The sequence below is a fragment of the Clostridium sp. LIBA-8841 genome (genome assembly GCF_034439435.1).
Classification (GTDB): Bacteria; Bacillota; Clostridia; order Clostridiales; family Clostridiaceae; genus Sarcina.
The window spans coordinates 139861-157328 of sequence record NZ_JAPCKJ010000006.1; the positions used below are offsets into that span (position 1 = coordinate 139861).

16 protein-coding genes, 4 tRNA genes and 1 riboswitch are annotated in these 17468 nt (G+C 28.1%); of the genes, 17 read left to right on the top strand and 3 right to left on the bottom strand.

Features of this window, described 5'->3' with window-relative positions:
- Positions 1-40 precede the first annotated feature (40 nt).
- Positions 41-445 carry an HNH endonuclease signature motif containing protein gene (locus OIF33_RS15100; protein WP_322505058.1) on the bottom strand — a complete coding sequence of 135 codons (405 nt, stop codon included), beginning with the start codon at positions 443-445 and terminating at the stop codon, positions 41-43.
- A gap of 191 nt (positions 446-636) precedes the next feature.
- Here OIF33_RS15100 and OIF33_RS15105 point away from each other — a divergent pair, with 191 nt between their 5' ends.
- From OIF33_RS15105 to OIF33_RS15135, 7 genes are all read left to right on the top strand, one after another.
- Entirely contained in the window at positions 637-1329 is a 693-nt protein-coding gene (locus OIF33_RS15105; protein ID WP_322505059.1) for a hypothetical protein, read from the top strand.
- A 101-nt stretch (positions 1330-1430) separates the two neighbouring features.
- A tRNA-Arg gene (locus OIF33_RS15110) sits at positions 1431-1507 on the top strand.
- Between the two features lie 3 nt (positions 1508-1510).
- Positions 1511-1585: transfer RNA gene (locus OIF33_RS15115), tRNA-Gln, on the top strand.
- A 70-nt stretch (positions 1586-1655) separates the two neighbouring features.
- Positions 1656-1729, top strand: a tRNA-Gly gene (locus OIF33_RS15120).
- A gap of 44 nt (positions 1730-1773) precedes the next feature.
- A tRNA-Lys gene (locus tag OIF33_RS15125) sits at positions 1774-1849 on the top strand.
- A gap of 134 nt (positions 1850-1983) precedes the next feature.
- A complete protein-coding gene (locus tag OIF33_RS15130) occupies positions 1984-2826 on the top strand; it encodes a pyridoxamine kinase (protein ID WP_322505060.1) in 843 nt (280 codons plus the stop codon).
- A 76-nt stretch (positions 2827-2902) separates the two neighbouring features.
- A riboswitch (SAM riboswitch) is annotated at positions 2903-3067 on the top strand.
- Positions 3068-3168: 101 nt separating this feature from the next.
- Positions 3169-4482 carry a Na+/H+ antiporter NhaC family protein gene (locus OIF33_RS15135; RefSeq protein ID WP_322505061.1) on the top strand — a complete coding sequence of 438 codons (1314 nt, stop codon included), beginning with the start codon at positions 3169-3171 and terminating at the stop codon, positions 4480-4482.
- 134 nt (positions 4483-4616) lie between these two features.
- Here the strand turns inward: OIF33_RS15135 and ispF are convergent, their stop codons facing one another.
- Entirely contained in the window at positions 4617-5087 is a 471-nt protein-coding gene (ispF, locus tag OIF33_RS15140) for a 2-C-methyl-D-erythritol 2,4-cyclodiphosphate synthase (protein ID WP_322505062.1), read from the bottom strand.
- A gap of 397 nt (positions 5088-5484) precedes the next feature.
- Between ispF and OIF33_RS15145 the strand changes: the two genes are divergently transcribed.
- Genes OIF33_RS15145 through rluF form a run of 3 tightly spaced genes read left to right on the top strand, consistent with a single transcriptional unit; the run spans position 5485 to position 8120 of the window.
- Entirely contained in the window at positions 5485-6138 is a 654-nt protein-coding gene (locus OIF33_RS15145; RefSeq protein WP_322505063.1) for a class D sortase, read from the top strand.
- A 60-nt stretch (positions 6139-6198) separates the two neighbouring features.
- Entirely contained in the window at positions 6199-7212 is a 1014-nt protein-coding gene (locus OIF33_RS15150; RefSeq protein ID WP_322505064.1) for an anti-sigma factor domain-containing protein, read from the top strand.
- Between the two features lie 20 nt (positions 7213-7232).
- Entirely contained in the window at positions 7233-8120 is an 888-nt protein-coding gene (gene rluF / locus OIF33_RS15155) for a 23S rRNA pseudouridine(2604) synthase RluF (protein ID WP_322505065.1), read from the top strand.
- Positions 8121-8275: 155 nt separating this feature from the next.
- On the opposite strand, the gene OIF33_RS15160 is transcribed toward rluF, so the two are convergent.
- Complete coding sequence (locus tag OIF33_RS15160) at positions 8276-9223, bottom strand: alpha/beta hydrolase (protein ID WP_322505066.1); 948 nt, start codon at positions 9221-9223, stop codon at positions 8276-8278.
- Between the two features lie 105 nt (positions 9224-9328).
- On the opposite strand from OIF33_RS15160, the gene OIF33_RS15165 reads away from it, so the two are divergent.
- From OIF33_RS15165 to OIF33_RS15195, 7 genes are all read left to right on the top strand, one after another.
- On the top strand, positions 9329-10039 hold the full coding sequence (locus OIF33_RS15165) for a DUF3298 and DUF4163 domain-containing protein (protein WP_322505067.1): 711 nt from the start codon (positions 9329-9331) through the stop codon (positions 10037-10039).
- 234 nt (positions 10040-10273) lie between these two features.
- Complete coding sequence (locus tag OIF33_RS15170) at positions 10274-11650, top strand: aldehyde dehydrogenase (protein ID WP_322505068.1); 1377 nt, start codon at positions 10274-10276, stop codon at positions 11648-11650.
- Between the two features lie 704 nt (positions 11651-12354).
- Entirely contained in the window at positions 12355-13734 is a 1380-nt protein-coding gene (locus OIF33_RS15175; protein WP_322505069.1) for a glycoside hydrolase family 1 protein, read from the top strand.
- Between the two features lie 151 nt (positions 13735-13885).
- Positions 13886-14956, top strand: coding sequence for a mannose-1-phosphate guanylyltransferase (locus tag OIF33_RS15180; protein WP_322505070.1), 1071 nt, complete (start codon positions 13886-13888; stop codon positions 14954-14956).
- 275 nt (positions 14957-15231) lie between these two features.
- Entirely contained in the window at positions 15232-15798 is a 567-nt protein-coding gene (locus OIF33_RS15185; protein WP_322505071.1) for a DUF3867 domain-containing protein, read from the top strand.
- A 326-nt stretch (positions 15799-16124) separates the two neighbouring features.
- On the top strand, positions 16125-16703 hold the full coding sequence (locus tag OIF33_RS15190) for a zinc dependent phospholipase C family protein (RefSeq protein WP_322505072.1): 579 nt from the start codon (positions 16125-16127) through the stop codon (positions 16701-16703).
- An 84-nt stretch (positions 16704-16787) separates the two neighbouring features.
- Positions 16788-17408 (top strand): TrkA C-terminal domain-containing protein, encoded by a 621-nt coding sequence (locus tag OIF33_RS15195; protein WP_322505073.1) that lies wholly within the window; start codon positions 16788-16790, stop codon positions 17406-17408.
- Positions 17409-17468: the final 60 nt, after the last annotated feature.

Consider the following 17468-nt stretch of genomic DNA (forward strand, 5'->3'; position numbering starts at 1 on the left):
AAAACCTAAAATTAAATTAATAGTTTTGATACAGCACATTTTATATACAACTTATTGCTTTTTGCAACATGAAATCTTCTATATATTCTTCTGAATAAACTTTTCTGCCCATGAGATTAAATATTAATTCATCTCTAGAATATCCTTCTTTATAACGCTTTAGGTTCTTAGTTAATTTTTTTAAGGAACCTGGTGTAAGCCCTAGCATAGTTTTTATATCATTACCGGTATAAAAACTTTTTATAAAAAGCTCATTAAGTTTATTCTGCATTTCAAGTTTATAATTTAAATCTACAAACTTATCTCTATGTGGACCATTTTTAGAACGGTGATGTTTCTTACATAAATATTTATAATTTAGTTTGAAATCTAGACCACCTTCTGCTCTATGAACTATGTGATGAACATCAGCGTAATCACCACAAATCTCACAACAATAAGACATATAATCCTCCTTAATTTTGATATACCCATTTATAGTAATAAAATAGCATAAAAAAATAGTTTAATCAATATAAGCGAGCTTTTTTAAATAGATATGAGGGTATATAAAGAAATTTAGGATTTTTTACACTTTGATGTTAAAAAAAGTTAGCAATATAATTAAATTATAAAATATATAAAGGGGGTTTTAAGATGCGTAACTTATTTCGTCAAAGATTAAAAAAAGAAGAAAATCCCGAGAAGTATTGGGGTGAATTAATAAGAAAAAATGAAACCCTAAAAGGAAGAATGTTCAAAGATGAACCTATAACTAAAGACACAAAATATCTACATTATGTAATATTTAATAGACATGTTGGATTCCAAAATGTTTGGGTAATGGTACCTGATTTTAATAGCCTCATACAGTTTATACAATATGTCTTTATGCCAGAGGCTTATTATAAATGGGTTGAAGGAAAAAGAAAATTAGTAACACAAATTCCATCAAATGATGTAGAAAAAATTATCTCTATAGTAAAGAGTAAAGCAACAGAAGAAGATAGAGAGAAAATGAAAAATGATATTTTAGCATTAAGAAAGTTAAATGGATTTAATGCTGAAAATGGAATGAGAAAATTAAAAATATTCTGTAGTAGATTTAATAACAATTGGATTGGAGATAAAGATGAGTTTTTATACTTAAAAGTCTTCAATAATGCTGAAGAATTAGGTAAGTTTGTTGTTGAAACTAACTTACAAACTGATTGTGAAGATTGTTATGAAAAAACTATAGGAATGACTACAGAAGAATGGTATAGAGTTTGTAAAAATGCTGATAAAAATAAAGAGGATGGAGAAAAATTTAAAACTGTGTTATTTAAGTACTTGGAAGATATTGTTTAAAATTAAATTCGCTTAGTATTAATAAAAATATAAAATAAATTCAAAAAAATGTTGACAATTTTTAAATGATTATGTATAATAATTTTTGTTGATTCAAGTTTGTATCTTTAGCTCAGCTGGATAGAGCAACGGCCTTCTAAGCCGTGGGTCAGGGGTTCGAATCCCTTAAGGTACACCATGTTGGGATATCGCCAAGCGGTAAGGCAACGGACTTTGACTCCGTCATTCGCAGGTTCAAATCCTGCTATCCCAGCCATTTTTTTGAATAATAAATCAAAAAATACTTGACAACATGTTAATATTATGTTAACATATAAACATACCAAGCGGGTGTAGTTCAATGGTAGAACACCAGCCTTCCAAGCTGGATACCCGGGTTCGATTCCCGGTACCCGCTCCATTTTTTAAGGTTTTACTGTAAAATTCTCTTAAAAAATGCAATATGCACCATTAGCTCAGTTGGTAGAGCACCTGACTCTTAATCAGGGAGTCCAGGGTTCGAATCCCTGATGGTGCACCAAGCATCGCTTACTAAGGCGATGCTTTTTTTATTTTAAAATATATCGGTACATTTGATATAAGAAAAATTAATTAATATAATACTGTGTAATGAGAAATATATATTTTAGAGCGGATTTTTGAAGGGAGATAAAAATGAAATCTATGAATAAAATTGCTGCTATACATGATATTTCATGTTATGGAAGAGCAGCTTTAGCGACAATAATTCCTATATTATCTTCAATGGGTAATCAAGTATGTCCACTTCCAACTGCGGTTTTATCAACACATACAGATGGATTTGGAAAACCTGCAATTAGAGATTTAAGTGATTTTATATATGAAACTAAGGAGCATTGGAAAAAGCTTAACTTAGGTTTTCAATGTATTTATAGTGGATATTTAGCAGATCCTAATCAAGTTAAATTTGTAGAGGACTTTATAAAAGAATTTAAAGAAGAAGATACTTTAGTTGTTATAGATCCAGTTATGGCTGATAATGGTAAGCTATATGATGGCATGAGTGAAAAAATGATTGAAGAGATGAGAGTTTTGATTAAGAATGCTGATATAATAACTCCTAATATTACAGAAGCTACTTTACTTTTAGGAAAAGACTATAAAGAAAACTTAACTGAAGAGGAGATTAAGGAGTATTTAATTTCCTTGGGAAACTTAGGACCTAAAATAAGTATAATAACAAGTGTACCAAGTTCAAAGGGAAATGAATATATTGATACTGTGCTGTATGATAAACAGGAAAAGATGTTCTACAATTATTCTCATAAAAAAATAAATGCATTTTATTGTGGAACTGGAGATGCCTTTGCATCCTTGTTAATAGGATGGATACTAAGAGGCGAATGTGATGAAAAAGCTTTAGAAAAAGCATGCAACTTTATAGCAGAGGCAATAGAATATAGTGAAAAATTTGATTATCCACCTAATGAAGGAATATTGCTTGAAAGTTTGTTATATAAATTAGTAAGTAAATAAATTATTAAAAACAATATAAATTAAATTGACAAAGTAATTTTGGCGTGTTAGTATTAAAAAAAATAAAATTTAATAAATCTTATCAAGAGAGGTGGAGGGACTGGCCCTGTGAAACCCAGCAACCGGTAATTCTTTGCGGTTAAAACAATACTGATTTTAAAATAATAAAAGTCAGTAATAATTTCATGTGCAAAGATTTATAGCGGTGCTAAATCCTGCGGTAGAAACTGAGAGATAAGAAAGAGAATCTGTAAGAATAATAACTTCTATCCTGGGATAGAAGTTTTTTTATTTTGTAGGATAAATAAGATAGGTTTATTAAATAGATTAGGAGGAGAGAAAATGAAAGAAGGAAAGTTTTCAGCATTATTACCATTAATAATTTTTGTATCAATCTATTTAGGAACTTCAATAGTAATGAAAGATTTCTACTCGGTTTCTATTTTAGTTCCTGGGATAATAGCCGCATTAGTCGGAATATTTATGAACAGAAAAAGAGGGATTGAGAAGAACATAGAGATATTCTGTAAGGGAGCAGGAAATAGCAATATAATCTTAATGTGTTTAATTTTTATATTAGCAGGTGCTTTCGCAGAAGTGGCTAAAAACATGGGAGCAGTAGAATCAACAGTAAACTTAGGTTTAACAATATTACCTAAAAACATATTAATAGCAGGAATATTTATAATATCATCATTTATAGCTATATCATTAGGAACATCAATGGGAACAATAGCTGCCATAGTACCAATAGCTATGGGAATTGCAGAAAAAACTAATATAGCATTACCTCTTATAGTTGGGGCAGTAGTAGGTGGAGCTATGTTTGGAGACAACCTATCAATGATTTCTGATACAACAATAGCAGCAACAAAAACTCAAGGTTGTGAAATGAGAGATAAATTTAGAATAAACTTTAAGGTTATATTACCATCAGCTATTTTAGTAATTATATTATATACATTCTTAGGAAGTGGTTCTAATGCTTCTGTAGGACAATATGACTATAATTTAATAAAAGTTATTCCATACCTAGGAATTTTAATAGCAGCATTAATGGGGGGAAATGTAATTGCTATATTATCAGGTGGAATAATTTTAGCTGGAGGAATCGGATTCTTTACTGGGGCTATGGATTTAAAAGCATTCTTTGATTCTATATCAGCTGGAGTTGCTGGAATGAGTGAACTTATATTAATTTCAATAATAATTGGAGGAATTGTTGAGATTATAAAAGAAAATGGCGGTATAGATTATGTATTAAATTTAGTTACTAAAAGAATCAATGGCAAAAGAGGGGCTGAATTTGGTATTGGATTATTAGTAAGTTTAATTGATGCATGTACTGCAAATAACACAATTGCTATTGTTACAGTTGGACCTTTAGCAAAGGATATTTCAAATAAATATAATTTAGATTCAAAGAGAGTTGCAGGAATATTAGATATGTTTTCTTGTGCAGTTCAGGGAATAATCCCATATGGAGCACAGTTAATGTCAGCAGCAGCTTTAACAGGATTAAGTTCATTTGAAATAATGAAATTCTTATTTTATCCATATTTAATGGGAATAAGTGCAATAATATTTATAGCATTTTTCCAAAAGAAAGAGAATACTGAAACAAGTGAAGAATTAGATGTTGCAGTAACTCAATAAACTATAAAAAGCAATAAGCACTAAAAAGGGGATTTTAGATATCGGATTTAAAGAAATGTAGTATAAAGTTGGATTTTATAAGTTATAAAAAGAGTATATACCTTCCAATGTTAAGGAAGTTATATACTCTTTTTTTATTTCATTAAAAGACAGATACTTTGAGAAGAAATTCCTTTACCTGAGCCAGTAAAGCCAAGACCCTCTTCAGTTGTTGCTTTAACATTTATTTGGTCTAAATTTATATTTAACGCTTTTGCTATATTTTCTCTCATTGTAGGTATATGAGGAGCCATTTTAGGTTTCTGAGCTATTATTGTTGCATCTATATTGGATATTTTATAGTTATTTTTATATATAAGTTCACCAACGAATTCAAGAAGCCTTATGCTATCTGCCCCTTTATATTTAGGATCAGTATCTGGGAAATGCTTACCTATATCACCTAAAGCTGCAGCACCTAAAAGCGAATCCATTATTGCATGTAATAAAACATCAGCATCTGAGTGACCTAAAAGTCCTTTTTCATAAGGAATTTTAACTCCTCCTAAAATTAAATCTCTATTCTCAACTAATTTATGAACATCATATCCCATTCCGATTCTCATTTTTATCACCTCTTAAAAATATTTATCATTATGGTGAGAGCCACCATAATTTCTATGGTTTCATTATATATAATTATTATTATGTTATCAAAGAGTATTAATCTTTATTATAATTTAGCAAAGATTAAAAATAAATTTGTAACATAAAGAGTGTAATATATAATTAAAATATAAATAAATTAAAGAATTCAAATTTATGAAAAAGATGTATTTACTGTATAAAATTTTATATAGATATGATATATGCTATGGTATAATAAATTGAGATTTAATTAAAGAAAATAGTGCTATTGCTTTTAAATATTTAAATTTATATAAAAGTAGTTATTTTAAAGCTTAAATTAGTAGATAGCATTATAATAAAAGGGAAAATTAAATAGAAAGGGTGCATTGAGAAGTGTGGGGAAAAATTAAAAATGTTTTAGGGATTTTTTTAATTGTTGCAGGGGTATCTCTTATTGGGATAACAATTTGGATGAAGTATGATACTTATAAACAACAACAAGCGGTTTTGGAGAGTTTTAAGAATCTAACTTTTGATGTTCCAGAAGGTGAAAATTCAAATGGTGAGGCAACTTTTGAAGAAGAGAATGATGGTAATAACAAAGTTGAAGGTAGTGAAACTAAAGAGAGTAAGAAACCAGAAAAGGCACAACTTGAAGAAGGAAATGGAATTGGTATTTTAAATATTCCAAAGATAGACTTAGAAATTGGTATAATAGAAGGCGTTAGATATGAAGATATCAAGTATGTAGTAGGTCACTTTCCAGGAGCACCTATGCCAGGAGAAAAAGGGAACTTTGCTATAGCTGGACATAGACAGTCATATTTTGGAGAGGCTTTTAAAGACATTGATAAACTTGAAAATGGGGACAAGGTTAATGTTACTTATAATGGAAAAGAATATACTTATGAAGTAACAGATATGTATGAGGTTACTCCAAGTCAAACAGAAGCTTTAGAGCCTACTAAAGATGCAACAATGACTTTAGTTACATGTACTATGGATGCTAAAAATAGAGTAATAGTAAAAGGAAAGTTAGTGGAATAAGACTGGGTTTTTGCCTTAGTCTTATTTTTTGTAAAATATATATAAAGGAGTGTAGCTTAATTGAGTGAGGTAACTTTTAGAAAAGATAAATATATGTTTTCTACTAGAAATATAAAGAAGAATCTAGATAAGAATATCTTAAAAAAAGAAATAAGTACTTTTATAAAAGAACTTAGAAAATTTAAAGTTAATATAAAAAATCTTTCTAATGAATCTTTTAATCTTGAAGAAAGAAATTTAATTCTTAATATAGCATATTTTTTAGTTGATGAGGAAGTTCTCTTAAGAAAAATATTGAATAGAAGAGAGTTGCCTACAAAAGTTATAGCTAAAAAAACAGGCTTTAGTAATGAAAAGATAATCAATTGGTCAAACTATATAATTGCTTATATAGTTTTATTATACAATGCAAATTATACAAATTTAGCAATGTATCTAAATATAAACTTTAAGGATTTAGAAAGCCTTGCAGTTATAAAAGGAACTAAGGGAGAAGAGACTGTTTATAAAGGATTAGTTATGTTAGAAGGGAAAAATAGTACCATAATATTAACTAAGGAAGGCCAATTTATAAGAATAAAAACAAGATGTGAAAATAAAGTTGGAGAGGAACTGTCCGGTAAGGAAAAGAAAACTTTAAGACATTATAGAAAGATAATAATCAGTGTTGTTTTAATTGCCTTTGTTCTTATAGGTGGATTTACATTTATTTATAAGCAACAAGAAACTACCATATTAATTCAAGGAACATCCAAAGTCAAAATTGGATTAAATAGATTTAATAGAATAGTCTATAGTTATTCACCAACAGAAAAGGGAAATATATTAGTAACAGAGTTAAAGTTAAATAATGATAAATTTGAAGATGGAATGATTAATATATTAAAAGGCTTTGAGGAGCAGGATATGATACCATCAAATAGAATTGTTAGTATTTATATAACTGGAAAAATGGTGGATACTATAGATTTAAATAATATCACAGCTTATGTTGATAGTGTAAACAAGGATGATAATGCAAATAATAATTTTAGAATAAAGATAAATAATTCAGGGTATGAAAAGAAAAATTAATAAGAAAGGGATTATTTATAGTGAGAAAAGTATCAAGGAATAACAACAGAAGAGAAAAAAGTTTTTCTAATAAAAAAAAGCATAGAAATGAAGAGAAAAAAATTAATAATCCAACAAAACAAAAAATAGCAAAGAAGGCTTCAGAAAAAGATATAGTTATATCAAATAAAAATGAAGTTAGAGATGAAGTTAGATTAAATAAATACATAAGTGAAACAGGATTTTGTTCTAGAAGGGAAGCAGATAAGCTTATAGAACAAAGAAGAGTCAAAATAGATGGAGTTGTTGCAACAACAGGAATGAAAGTTTCAAAAGGACAGAGTGTATCTATTGATGGTAAATCATTGAAGGTTGAAAATGAACTTGTTTATATAGCTTTAAATAAACCTGTTGGAATAACTTGTACAACAGAAAGCAAAGTAAAGGGAAATATAGTTGATTTTATGAATCATGAGAAGAGAATATTTCCAATAGGAAGATTAGATAAGGACTCTCAAGGATTAATATTCATGACTAATGATGGGGATATAGTAAATAAAATTTTAAGAGCAGGAAACAATCATGAAAAAGAATATGTTGTTACTGTAAATAAACCTATAACTGATGAATTTATAAAAGGTATGAGTAATGGTGTTCCTATACTAGGCACAATTACTAAGAAGTGTTTAGTAAAAAAAGAAGGGAAATATGCCTTCAGAATAATATTAACACAAGGCTTAAATAGACAAATAAGAAGAATGTGTGAGTATTTTGGTTATGAAGTTAAGAAACTAGAAAGACTTAGAATAATGAATGTTAGTTTAGGAAATTTAAAGATAGGTTCATGGAGATATTTAACCAAAAAAGAGTTAGCAGAAATAAATAGACTTACATCAAACTCTATAAAAACAGAAGAGGCTTCTAGATAAGAGAAGTTAACATAATAAAACTCCTATAAATATAGAAATTTCTATATTTATAGGAGTTTTCTTCTATAGCTTAATAAGCATTTTTTATTTGGCTATGTTTTGAGCTAGGGTTAAAAGTCTAGCTAAAAATCAATATTTATCTAGAACAGAAGCTTTTACTTTGTGTCATAAAAGAATAGTGCTTTTTCAATAAAATTCATTACTCTTTTTTCATAAAGGAGTTTATTGGTCGCTAAAGATTCAGCATGTTCAGCTCCTTCTACTAAATAGAGTTCTTTATATCCTCTAACTTTAGCATTAAATAAATCTACTGCCATATACCAAGGAACAAAATAATCTTCTTTACCATGAATAAACATAATTGGTATCTTAGTTGAGGCTACTATATCTATAGGAACTATTTTTTTCATAGAAAATTTTGCTTTTAATTTCATGAACCAGTCTGCGAAAATAAGGCCAGGGCTAAGAATTTTTCTAACTATTCTATTTTTGAAACCATGAGATATTTGAAAGCCTATAAGTCTGTAGAAATTAGAATAGCCACAATCTTCAATAACAAATTTTATAGAATTATTTAAAGGGATAGTTTCCATTACCGTTCCTGCACCCATAGATTCTCCGTGAAGTCCTAATATTATATCGTCTCCAAATCTAGATTTTAAATATTCAATCCACATGTTTACGTCATATTTTTCATAAAAACCGTATGTGGAGTATTTACCTTCACTTTTTCCATGTCTTCTTTGATTTACTATAAGAACGTTGAAGCCATTTCTATAAAAAATATCAAAATATTTTAAAGAACCAACATAACAAATAGAAACACCGTGCACTAATACTATAAATTTGTTTGTTGGTTTTTCATTCATTATTAATGTTGATGTTAGGTTAAGATTATCAAAAGATTTTAAAGTTATATCTTCTTTATGAACAGAATCATATAGTGTCTCATCAAAAAGATTATTTTCTACGTATATATTATAGCTTTGAGCTATATCATGAAGTTTTCTAGTTACAGTTGATTTAAATATATAAATACCTATTGCTGAGAAAAATATAATAACTAGAATTGCAATAACAATCAATATAATAAGGTATTTCATTTTTATCACTCCTAGCAAGATTTTAAATAGTTTTTTATTTATACATAATTATAACATTTAAGAGAAAAATAAATTGAGTTAATTATAAAATGGAGGTTTATTTTTATGAAAATTAAAAGAAGTTTTTTAGGGCTTATATTAGTAATTCTAGTCTTAGCGGTACCAGTTTTCGGAGAAGAAATAAACAAAATAGAAGTTGTAGAAAAATCTATAGAAGAAAATACTGATAAACATGAGGTTAAAGTTAAATATCCTATGATTCATGGCGGAGAAAAAGAAGTTGTAGACAAAATAAATAAAACCATAGAAAATTATACTTTAGATTGGATAAATGATATTAAATTACTGGGCGAAGAATATAGTAAAGAATATGAAAAAGCAGGAACTCCAATGCCTAAAATGGAGGCCTATAGTTTATTTGAAGCTTTTAATACAGATGAAGTTATAAGTTTACCTGTTACTTATTATCAGTATACTGGTGGAGCTCATGGATTGACAACTAAGGTTTCTTATAATTATGATTTAAAGACTGGAAAAATTCTTAAACTAAATGACTTGTTTAAAGAAGGATTTGATTATAAAAGTATAATTGATAAAAAGGTGAGAGAGGATATTGAAAAAGAAAAAGATATTTATTTTGAAAATGGGGCTTTATTTAAGGGGGTTAATGAAAATCAAGCATATTACTTAAATAAGGATGGAATTATAGTATACTTTCAACAGTATGAAATAGCGCCATATTCTTCAGGAATCAGAGAGTTTAAAATCCCTTATGGAGAATTAAAGGAAGGTCTCGTTTATAAATTAGGAGTTTGATATTGGAATAGTTTAGAAAATAAATTTTAGATTTTCTAAACTATTTTTTATTTTAATATTGATTAATTAATCAGTGATATATTTGAAAATAAATATAAAGGGCGTTTTATTATTTTTAAAAATACGATTATAATAGATAAAAAAGAAGAACTTATTTCCATATTATGATTAAAATTTGCATTAATTAAGTAAGATTATAATAAATTAAAAATGTTAACAGAAAGGGAGAGCTTTATGAGTGCGTTAGGAGAAAAGATAAATGAACAAAGGCAGTATTTTAGTACAAATGAAACAAAAGATATAGAGTTTAGAATAAATAAATTAAAAAAACTAAGAGAGGTTTTAAAAAGTGAAGAAGAAAAAGTTCTTGAGGCTTTAAGAAAAGATTTAATGAAATCAGTTTTTGAATCTTATATAACAGAAGTTGCCATGGTATATGATGAAATAAATATTCAAATTAAAAATATAAGAAAGTGGAGTAAAGATAGAAGAGTAAAAACTCCTATAGTTCAATTTCCAGCAAAAAGTTTTGTACACTTAGAACCTTATGGTGTTGTTCTTATAATTGGTCCTTTTAATTATCCTTTTATGCTTACAATGGATCCTTTGATTGGTGCCATAGCAGCAGGAAATACAGTTGTTCTAAAACCATCTGAATCAGCACCAGAAACATCTAAAGTGCTTAAAAGTATTTTAGAACAAGTATTTGATGAAAAGTATGTTCTTCATGTTAATCCCGAAAGAGGAAAAGAAGTGGTTGACGAATTGTTAAGAGAAAAATTTGATTATATATTCTTCACTGGAAGTGCCATGGTTGGAAAGATAGTAATGAAGGCAGCTGCTGAGAATTTAACTCCTGTGACCTTAGAACTTGGAGGAAAGAGTCCATGTATTGTAGATAAGGATTGTAAAGTAGAGTTAGCTGCAAGAAGAATTGTTTGGGGAAAAGCAATGAATTCAGGACAAACATGTGTAGCACCGGACTATTTGTATGTTCACAAGGATATTGAGGAAGAGTTTATTAAGAAATTAGAGGAAGAAATTAAAAAGCAATTTGGAGAAGAACCTCTAAAATCAGAGGATTATTCTAGGATGGTAAATGAAAAAGAGTTTAATAGAGTACTTTCTTATATAGATAAGGATAAGTTAGTTTTTGGTGGAAACTATAACAAGGAAACTCTTCAAATAGAGCTTACAATTTTAAAAGGTGTGACTTGGGATGATCCTGTAATGGAAAGAGAAATTTTTGGACCTATTCTTCCAATTTTAAATTTTGAGGATTTAAATGATGTTATAAAGATTGTAAATAGTAAAGACAAGCCTTTAGCTTTGTATTATTTTTCAGAAGATAAGAATAAGATTAAAAAGGTGCTAAATACTACATCATCAGGTGGAGTTACAATAAATGATACCTTAGTACATGTATCTTCATCTTATTTGCCTTTTGGTGGAGTTGGAAAAAGTGGAATGGGAGAATATCATGGCAAGTATAGTTTTGACTTATTTTCTAATAAAAAGGGTGTCATGAATAGAAAAACATTTTTAGATATAAAAATTAGGTATGCTCCTTTCAAAAATAAGTTGAAAATAGTTAAAAAAATTATGAAATAAATAAAAAATGGATGAATATGACTGGTTTTGTATGGAAATGATTTAAAAAGTTATGTATAATATAATTAAAGATTGTATATGTTTTCAATGAGCGGATAAAAAAGTTCTTAAAATATAGTGTTCAATTTATATTTAAAACATATAACTTAATTAGGAATACAATCTTTGAAAGTTACGTCTATGTACTAATGCCTGTTATTTATAGATGAACTTCTGACAAACCAATAATATTGTATAATAAACATATTAAAGATTAAGTTTTTATGCTTCAAGGTTTGGGGGAGCCTTTGAGTACAATCACTGTTGGAAATATGATTAAGTTTTATTTAAACTTAAAGAACATGTTTTGTTCTTACATGAATTTTTTTAGCTTCGACGGGGAAGAAGCTTAATGTATCTTTCAGCTTATGATAGATATTAGGGTATTTATATTGAGAAATTATTTTTATTAATTATTGAATTTTGAGAGAATTTATTAAATATGGTCATTTAAAGGGGACGTTTCAAGTTTAAATTAAAATTTAAATAATTGTATTAGTTATATTGGTTTGCGAAAAAAGGTCTAAGTTTATGCTTAGGCCTTTTTTTTCTTGAAATTAGCAACTATTTTTTGAATTAAGCCATATAAGAACTATAGAAATATTTATGTTTAAAATATACAATTAAATAAAGAAAAAGTTTACAAAGGTATAGGGGGTTTTCAAATGAAATATACTTTCCCAGAAAACTTTTGGTGGGGAGCTGCAACTTCAGGGCCTCAGTCAGAAGGTAGATTTAATAAGAAACATGATAATGTATTTGATCACTGGTTTGATATACAGCCAGAATTATTTCATAATGGTGTTGGACCAGATGTAGCATCAAATTTTTATAATAGTTATAAAGAAGATTTAGTAATGCTAAAAGAAATAGGTTTAAATTCTTTTAGAACTTCAATTCAATGGACAAGATTAATTAAGAACTTTGAAACTGGAGAACCAGATGAAGATGGAGTTAGGTTTTATAATGATGTAATAGATCAATGTTTAGCTAATGGAATAGATATAATAATGAATCTACACCACTTTGATCTTCCAGTTGAGCTATATGATAAGTACGGTGGATGGGAATCAAAGCATGTTGTAGAATTATTCGCTAAGTTTGCAAAGACTGCATTTGAATTGTTTGGAGATAGGGTTAAAAAGTGGGCTACATTTAATGAGCCTATAGTTATTATAGAAGGGCAATATCTTTATAAGTGGCATTATCCTTGTATAGTTGATGGTAAAAGAGGAGTTCAAGCGGCTTATAATATAGCCTTAGCTTCAGCCAGAGCTATAGAAGAATATAGAAAGTTAGGACAAGATGGTGAAATTGGAATAATAGTTAATCTAACACCGGCTTATCCAAGAAGCGAAGAAAAAGAAGATTTAAGAGCTGCTGAAATTGCTAATGCTTTCTTCAACGAATTATTCTTAGATCCAGCAACTAAAGGTGAATTCCCTAAGAACTTGATTGAAGTTTTAGAGAAAGACGGCGTTATGTGGGAGTCAACAGAGGGAGAATTAGAGGTTATAAAAAATAATACAGTTGATTTCTTAGGAGTAAATTACTATCAACCAAGAAGAGTGAAGGCTAGAGAGGAAGAATACACTGGAGAAACATGGGCACCAGAAAAATACTTTGATAACTATGATATGCCAGGAAAGAGAATGAACCCTCATAGAGGATGGGAAATATATCCTAAGGCAATCTATGATATAGCAAAAAATGTTCAAGAGAACTATGGAAATATAAAATGGTTCATTTCAGAAAATGGAATGGGTGTTGAAGGTGAAGAAAAGTTCAAAAATGCAGAGGGTATAATAGAGGATGATTATAGAATAGAGTTTATAATCGAACATCTAGAATGGCTTCATAAAGCAATAGAAGAAGGATCAAACTGTGTTGGATATCACTTATGGACTCCAATAGATTGTTGGTCATGGTTAAATTCATATAAAAATAGATATGGATTTATATCTTTAGATTTAGCTACTCAAAAGAAAACTATTAAAAAATCAGGAAGATGGATAAAAGAAGTTTCTGAGAACAATGGTTTTTAAAATTAGTATAAAATAAATTAATATTAATAAATTAGGAAGACCTTAGAGGGGTATTTTTACTTACACTAAGGTCTTAAATTTTTTTAATACTCACATAATGGCATATTTTCACATAAAATACACTATAACAATTAACGGAGTTGAAGGCAACATGCTTTACTCATTAATTTTAGCAGGGGGTAAGGGAACTAGACTTTATCCACTTTCAAGAAGCTCAAACCCTAAACAATTTCTTAGCATACACAATAATGGAAAGAGTTTTCTTAGTAATACTGTGGATAGGATTAGACCCATAATCGAGAAAGATAATATTTATGTGGTGACAAACAAAGAGTATGAAGACAAAATAAGAGATGAACTAAAAGATATAAGAAAAGAAAATATCTTTACTGAACCTGCTAATAAAGAAACTGCAACATGTATAGGTCTTTCGGCTGCCAAGCTTCTAAAGAAGGACAAGGATGCAGTTATGATTGTATTGCCTTCAGACCATTATATAGAAGGAGATAAAAGTTATCTTCAAACTCTGGAGCAAGCCGTAGAAATTTCTGATAAGAAGAGAGCTATTGTAACCATTGGAATAGAGCCGAGCAGACCAGAAACAGGTTATGGCTATATAGAAATGGGTGACAGAATTAACGGTGACATTCCTACCTTCAAGATAGCAAGGTTTACAGAGAAACCTAATTTAGAAGTTGCAAAGGACTTCTTATTAAAGGGGACTTATTTATGGAATAGTGGGATGTTTATATTTAGAGCTGATGTTATATTGAGAGAAATTGAAAAGTATATTCCTAAGATGTATAAATGTTTAATGGAGATATATCAACACATTGGAGAAGAGGATGAGGAAGAGATAATAAGAGAGCAATATTCATTAATTGATGGAATATCAATAGATTTTGGAGTAATGCAAAAAACAAGAAGATCCTTTGTCATAAAGTGTGATTTTTCTTGGGATGATATAGGTAGTTTCTCAGCTTTAAGTAGATTTTTAGAGTCTAATGGTAATAATAGAACTTCAGAAAATGTCTTTTTAGAGGAATGTGAAAATTGTTCCGTTTTTGGAAAGGAAAAATTAATAATAGGATTTGGAATAAAAGACTTAGTATTAGTTGATGCAGGAGATGTTATTTTGGTTATGGATAAGGGAAGAGACCAAGAAATAAAACATCTATTAAATTCTATTGGTGGTAAGAAGGAATTTAAAGAGTATTTATAAGCTTAATAGGCTTATGTAAAAAAAGACCTATATCATGTGTTCTTAAAGCATATGATATAGGTCTTTTTAATTATTTATATTAGTTTTAAACTTTTATTATAAAGAAAAATAATGAATTGAATTAATTACTTTTAAGAGTGATGTTTATTTGAATTTTATACTTTTTCACATAAATAAGTATTAATTAAAACTTTTAGTGTTTAAAATATGTTATAAATATGTTTTTGTGTTATTATAATAATAATATAAATTTGGACTTTACGGAGGTATTGTTTATGAGTGATAGAATTGTAGATTTCAATGAATTAAAGAATAAGGCAAGAGATAAAGATATAGATAATTTTGAATCATACATTTATGATTTATACTACTCAGTAGCTCAGGGAAATATGAGTATGATGGATCTTTCAAGAGAGATAACTAAATACATGAATGAAAATAATATTTCTCAGGAAAAGTTCTTAAACATACAAACAGAAATGCTTAAGAGATACGGCTTTGATATGGAAGATATTGAAGGTCAAATGAAAAACTTAGGGATAGATATGAGTAATTTTGGAATTCAAGAAGGAGACTATGAGGGCTTAAGAAAAACTTTAAGTTTCCAAGAGAAATATAAAGGAAAAGTAAAAACATCTAATGTTACTACATATTTTATAAAAAATGAAAAAAATGATATTGAATTAATTTTAGAAAAAAACAAGGTTCTTATAACTAGTCCTAAAAATATAGATCTTCAGGATGGTGAATTAAATGAGTTTTTATGCTCATACAAAAAAACTCTTCCAGATGATCTTTTAGATATAAGAATTTGTGAAAATGTAGGACAATATAATTACTAAAATACTTTTAGTTAGACCTAAACATATTTAAGTTTTATACTTAGTATGTTTAGGTCTTTGTAATTAGGTAAAATAAATTACTAATTATATTATTAAAATTTAGGTTTGGTTCTGAGTCAATATTCATATAAAGAGAACTGAAATTTAAGCGGAATATGACTTTGTTGGATTAAAGTTTATGTTACAGTTATATTTTTCTAAATAAAAAGTAGGTTTGTTAATAATTAATTAATAAATAAAAATTATTTTTGTAATATACTTTTATTAGATATGAAATATCATATTAATTAAGAGACTTTTTTAAAAGGGATTAGAGGTAATAAATTATGTTAATGAACACTCATGTTCTTATTGCACAAAATATATTGAGAGATGTTGACGTAAATTTTAAAATTAGTGAAAAAAATTTTATATATGGAAATGTAAAACCAGATATGGTTTCAAAGTATAAATTAAAGAAGCATTATTTAGATGAATCTTTTGATATGATAGTGAATAAGATAAAAAAATTATCATCACTTAGTATGTATGACTTTAAAAAGAAATTCTCAGTAAGCAGATTTAGCCAAGAACTTGGAGTTATATGTCATTTTATATGTGACTTCTTCTGTGTTCCTCATAGCGAAAGATGGGAATTTAAGCACAGTATGAATAAACATGTTAAATATGAAAAAAAGTTAGCTAACTTTGCTAAAACATATGTCCCTTCAAAAGATGAATTTGAAATATTGGGTAATATGTCTGTTGAGTTTTTCTTAAAGGAAGCCCATAAGATATATAGAAGGAGAGAAAGCTATAGAAATGATATGCAATATGCTTATTTTGCTTGTAGAAGTATTATTAAGTATATAAGTGATTCTATATCTATAAATACGCAAGTGGTTTATTCAGAAGTTATAGCTTAATGCAAATATTTCCTTTCCATTATAAAGTATGTTAAAATTGATATGTATTTAGACGAGTAATTTTTATAATAGAAAGGGTATGAGATGGAGAGTAAAGTAAATGAACCTATATACAAGCAGATTGCTTTAGATATTGCAGGAAGAATATATAATGATGACATGAAAATAGGAGAAAAGATACATGGTAGATCAACTTTAGCAAGTAATTACAATGTATCGCCAGAAACAGTTAGAAAAGCTGTTAAATTATTAGAAGATATGAAAGTAGTATCATCAAGCAAAGGCAGTGGAGTAACGATTATCTCAAAGGATAATGCTTATAATTTCATAAATAGGTTTCATTCAATTGAAAGTGTAACATCTTTAAAGCATGATATAGACTCTTTAATGAGAGAAAAAGAGACCATAGAAAAAAATATAGGAGAAATGATAGAGAGAATAGTAGATTATTCAAATAGACTTAGATATACTAATCCATTAACTCCTATAGAAATAGAATTGCCAAAAGAATGTGATCTTATAGGAAAGAGCGTTTCTGAATCAAAGTTTTGGCAGAACACAAAAGCGACTATTGTTGCTATAAGAAGAAATGGTGAGCTTATTATATCACCAGGGCCGTATTTGGTTTTTGAAAAAGGTGATAATTTACTTGTGGTTGGAGAAGAAGATATATTAAAAAAAATAGAGAAATTCTTAAAGAAATAATGAAAAGCTAAACTAATTTAAAATTAGTTTAGCTTTTTTTAGTTGCATTTTATATAGGAC

Excerpts from the sequence above, each read along its gene's own strand:
- OIF33_RS15180 (WP_322505070.1), top strand. The coding sequence starts at position 13,886 with ATGCTTTACTCATTAATTTTAGCAGGGGGTAAGGGAACTAGACTTTAT.
- OIF33_RS15130 (WP_322505060.1), top strand. The coding sequence starts at position 1,984 with ATGAAATCTATGAATAAAATTGCTGCTATACATGATATTTCATGTTAT.
- OIF33_RS15165 (WP_322505067.1), top strand. The coding sequence starts at position 9,329 with ATGAAAATTAAAAGAAGTTTTTTAGGGCTTATATTAGTAATTCTAGTC.
- OIF33_RS15185 (WP_322505071.1), top strand. The coding sequence starts at position 15,232 with ATGAGTGATAGAATTGTAGATTTCAATGAATTAAAGAATAAGGCAAGA.
- OIF33_RS15160 (WP_322505066.1), bottom strand. The coding sequence starts at position 9,223 with ATGAAATACCTTATTATATTGATTGTTATTGCAATTCTAGTTATTATA.
- OIF33_RS15195 (WP_322505073.1), top strand. The coding sequence starts at position 16,788 with ATGGAGAGTAAAGTAAATGAACCTATATACAAGCAGATTGCTTTAGAT.
- OIF33_RS15190 (WP_322505072.1), top strand. The coding sequence starts at position 16,125 with ATGTTAATGAACACTCATGTTCTTATTGCACAAAATATATTGAGAGAT.
- OIF33_RS15135 (WP_322505061.1), top strand. The coding sequence starts at position 3,169 with ATGAAAGAAGGAAAGTTTTCAGCATTATTACCATTAATAATTTTTGTA.
- OIF33_RS15175 (WP_322505069.1), top strand. The coding sequence starts at position 12,355 with ATGAAATATACTTTCCCAGAAAACTTTTGGTGGGGAGCTGCAACTTCA.
- ispF (WP_322505062.1), bottom strand. The coding sequence starts at position 5,087 with ATGAGAATCGGAATGGGATATGATGTTCATAAATTAGTTGAGAATAGA.
- OIF33_RS15105 (WP_322505059.1), top strand. The coding sequence starts at position 637 with ATGCGTAACTTATTTCGTCAAAGATTAAAAAAAGAAGAAAATCCCGAG.
- OIF33_RS15170 (WP_322505068.1), top strand. The coding sequence starts at position 10,274 with ATGAGTGCGTTAGGAGAAAAGATAAATGAACAAAGGCAGTATTTTAGT.
- OIF33_RS15100 (WP_322505058.1), bottom strand. The coding sequence starts at position 445 with ATGTCTTATTGTTGTGAGATTTGTGGTGATTACGCTGATGTTCATCAC.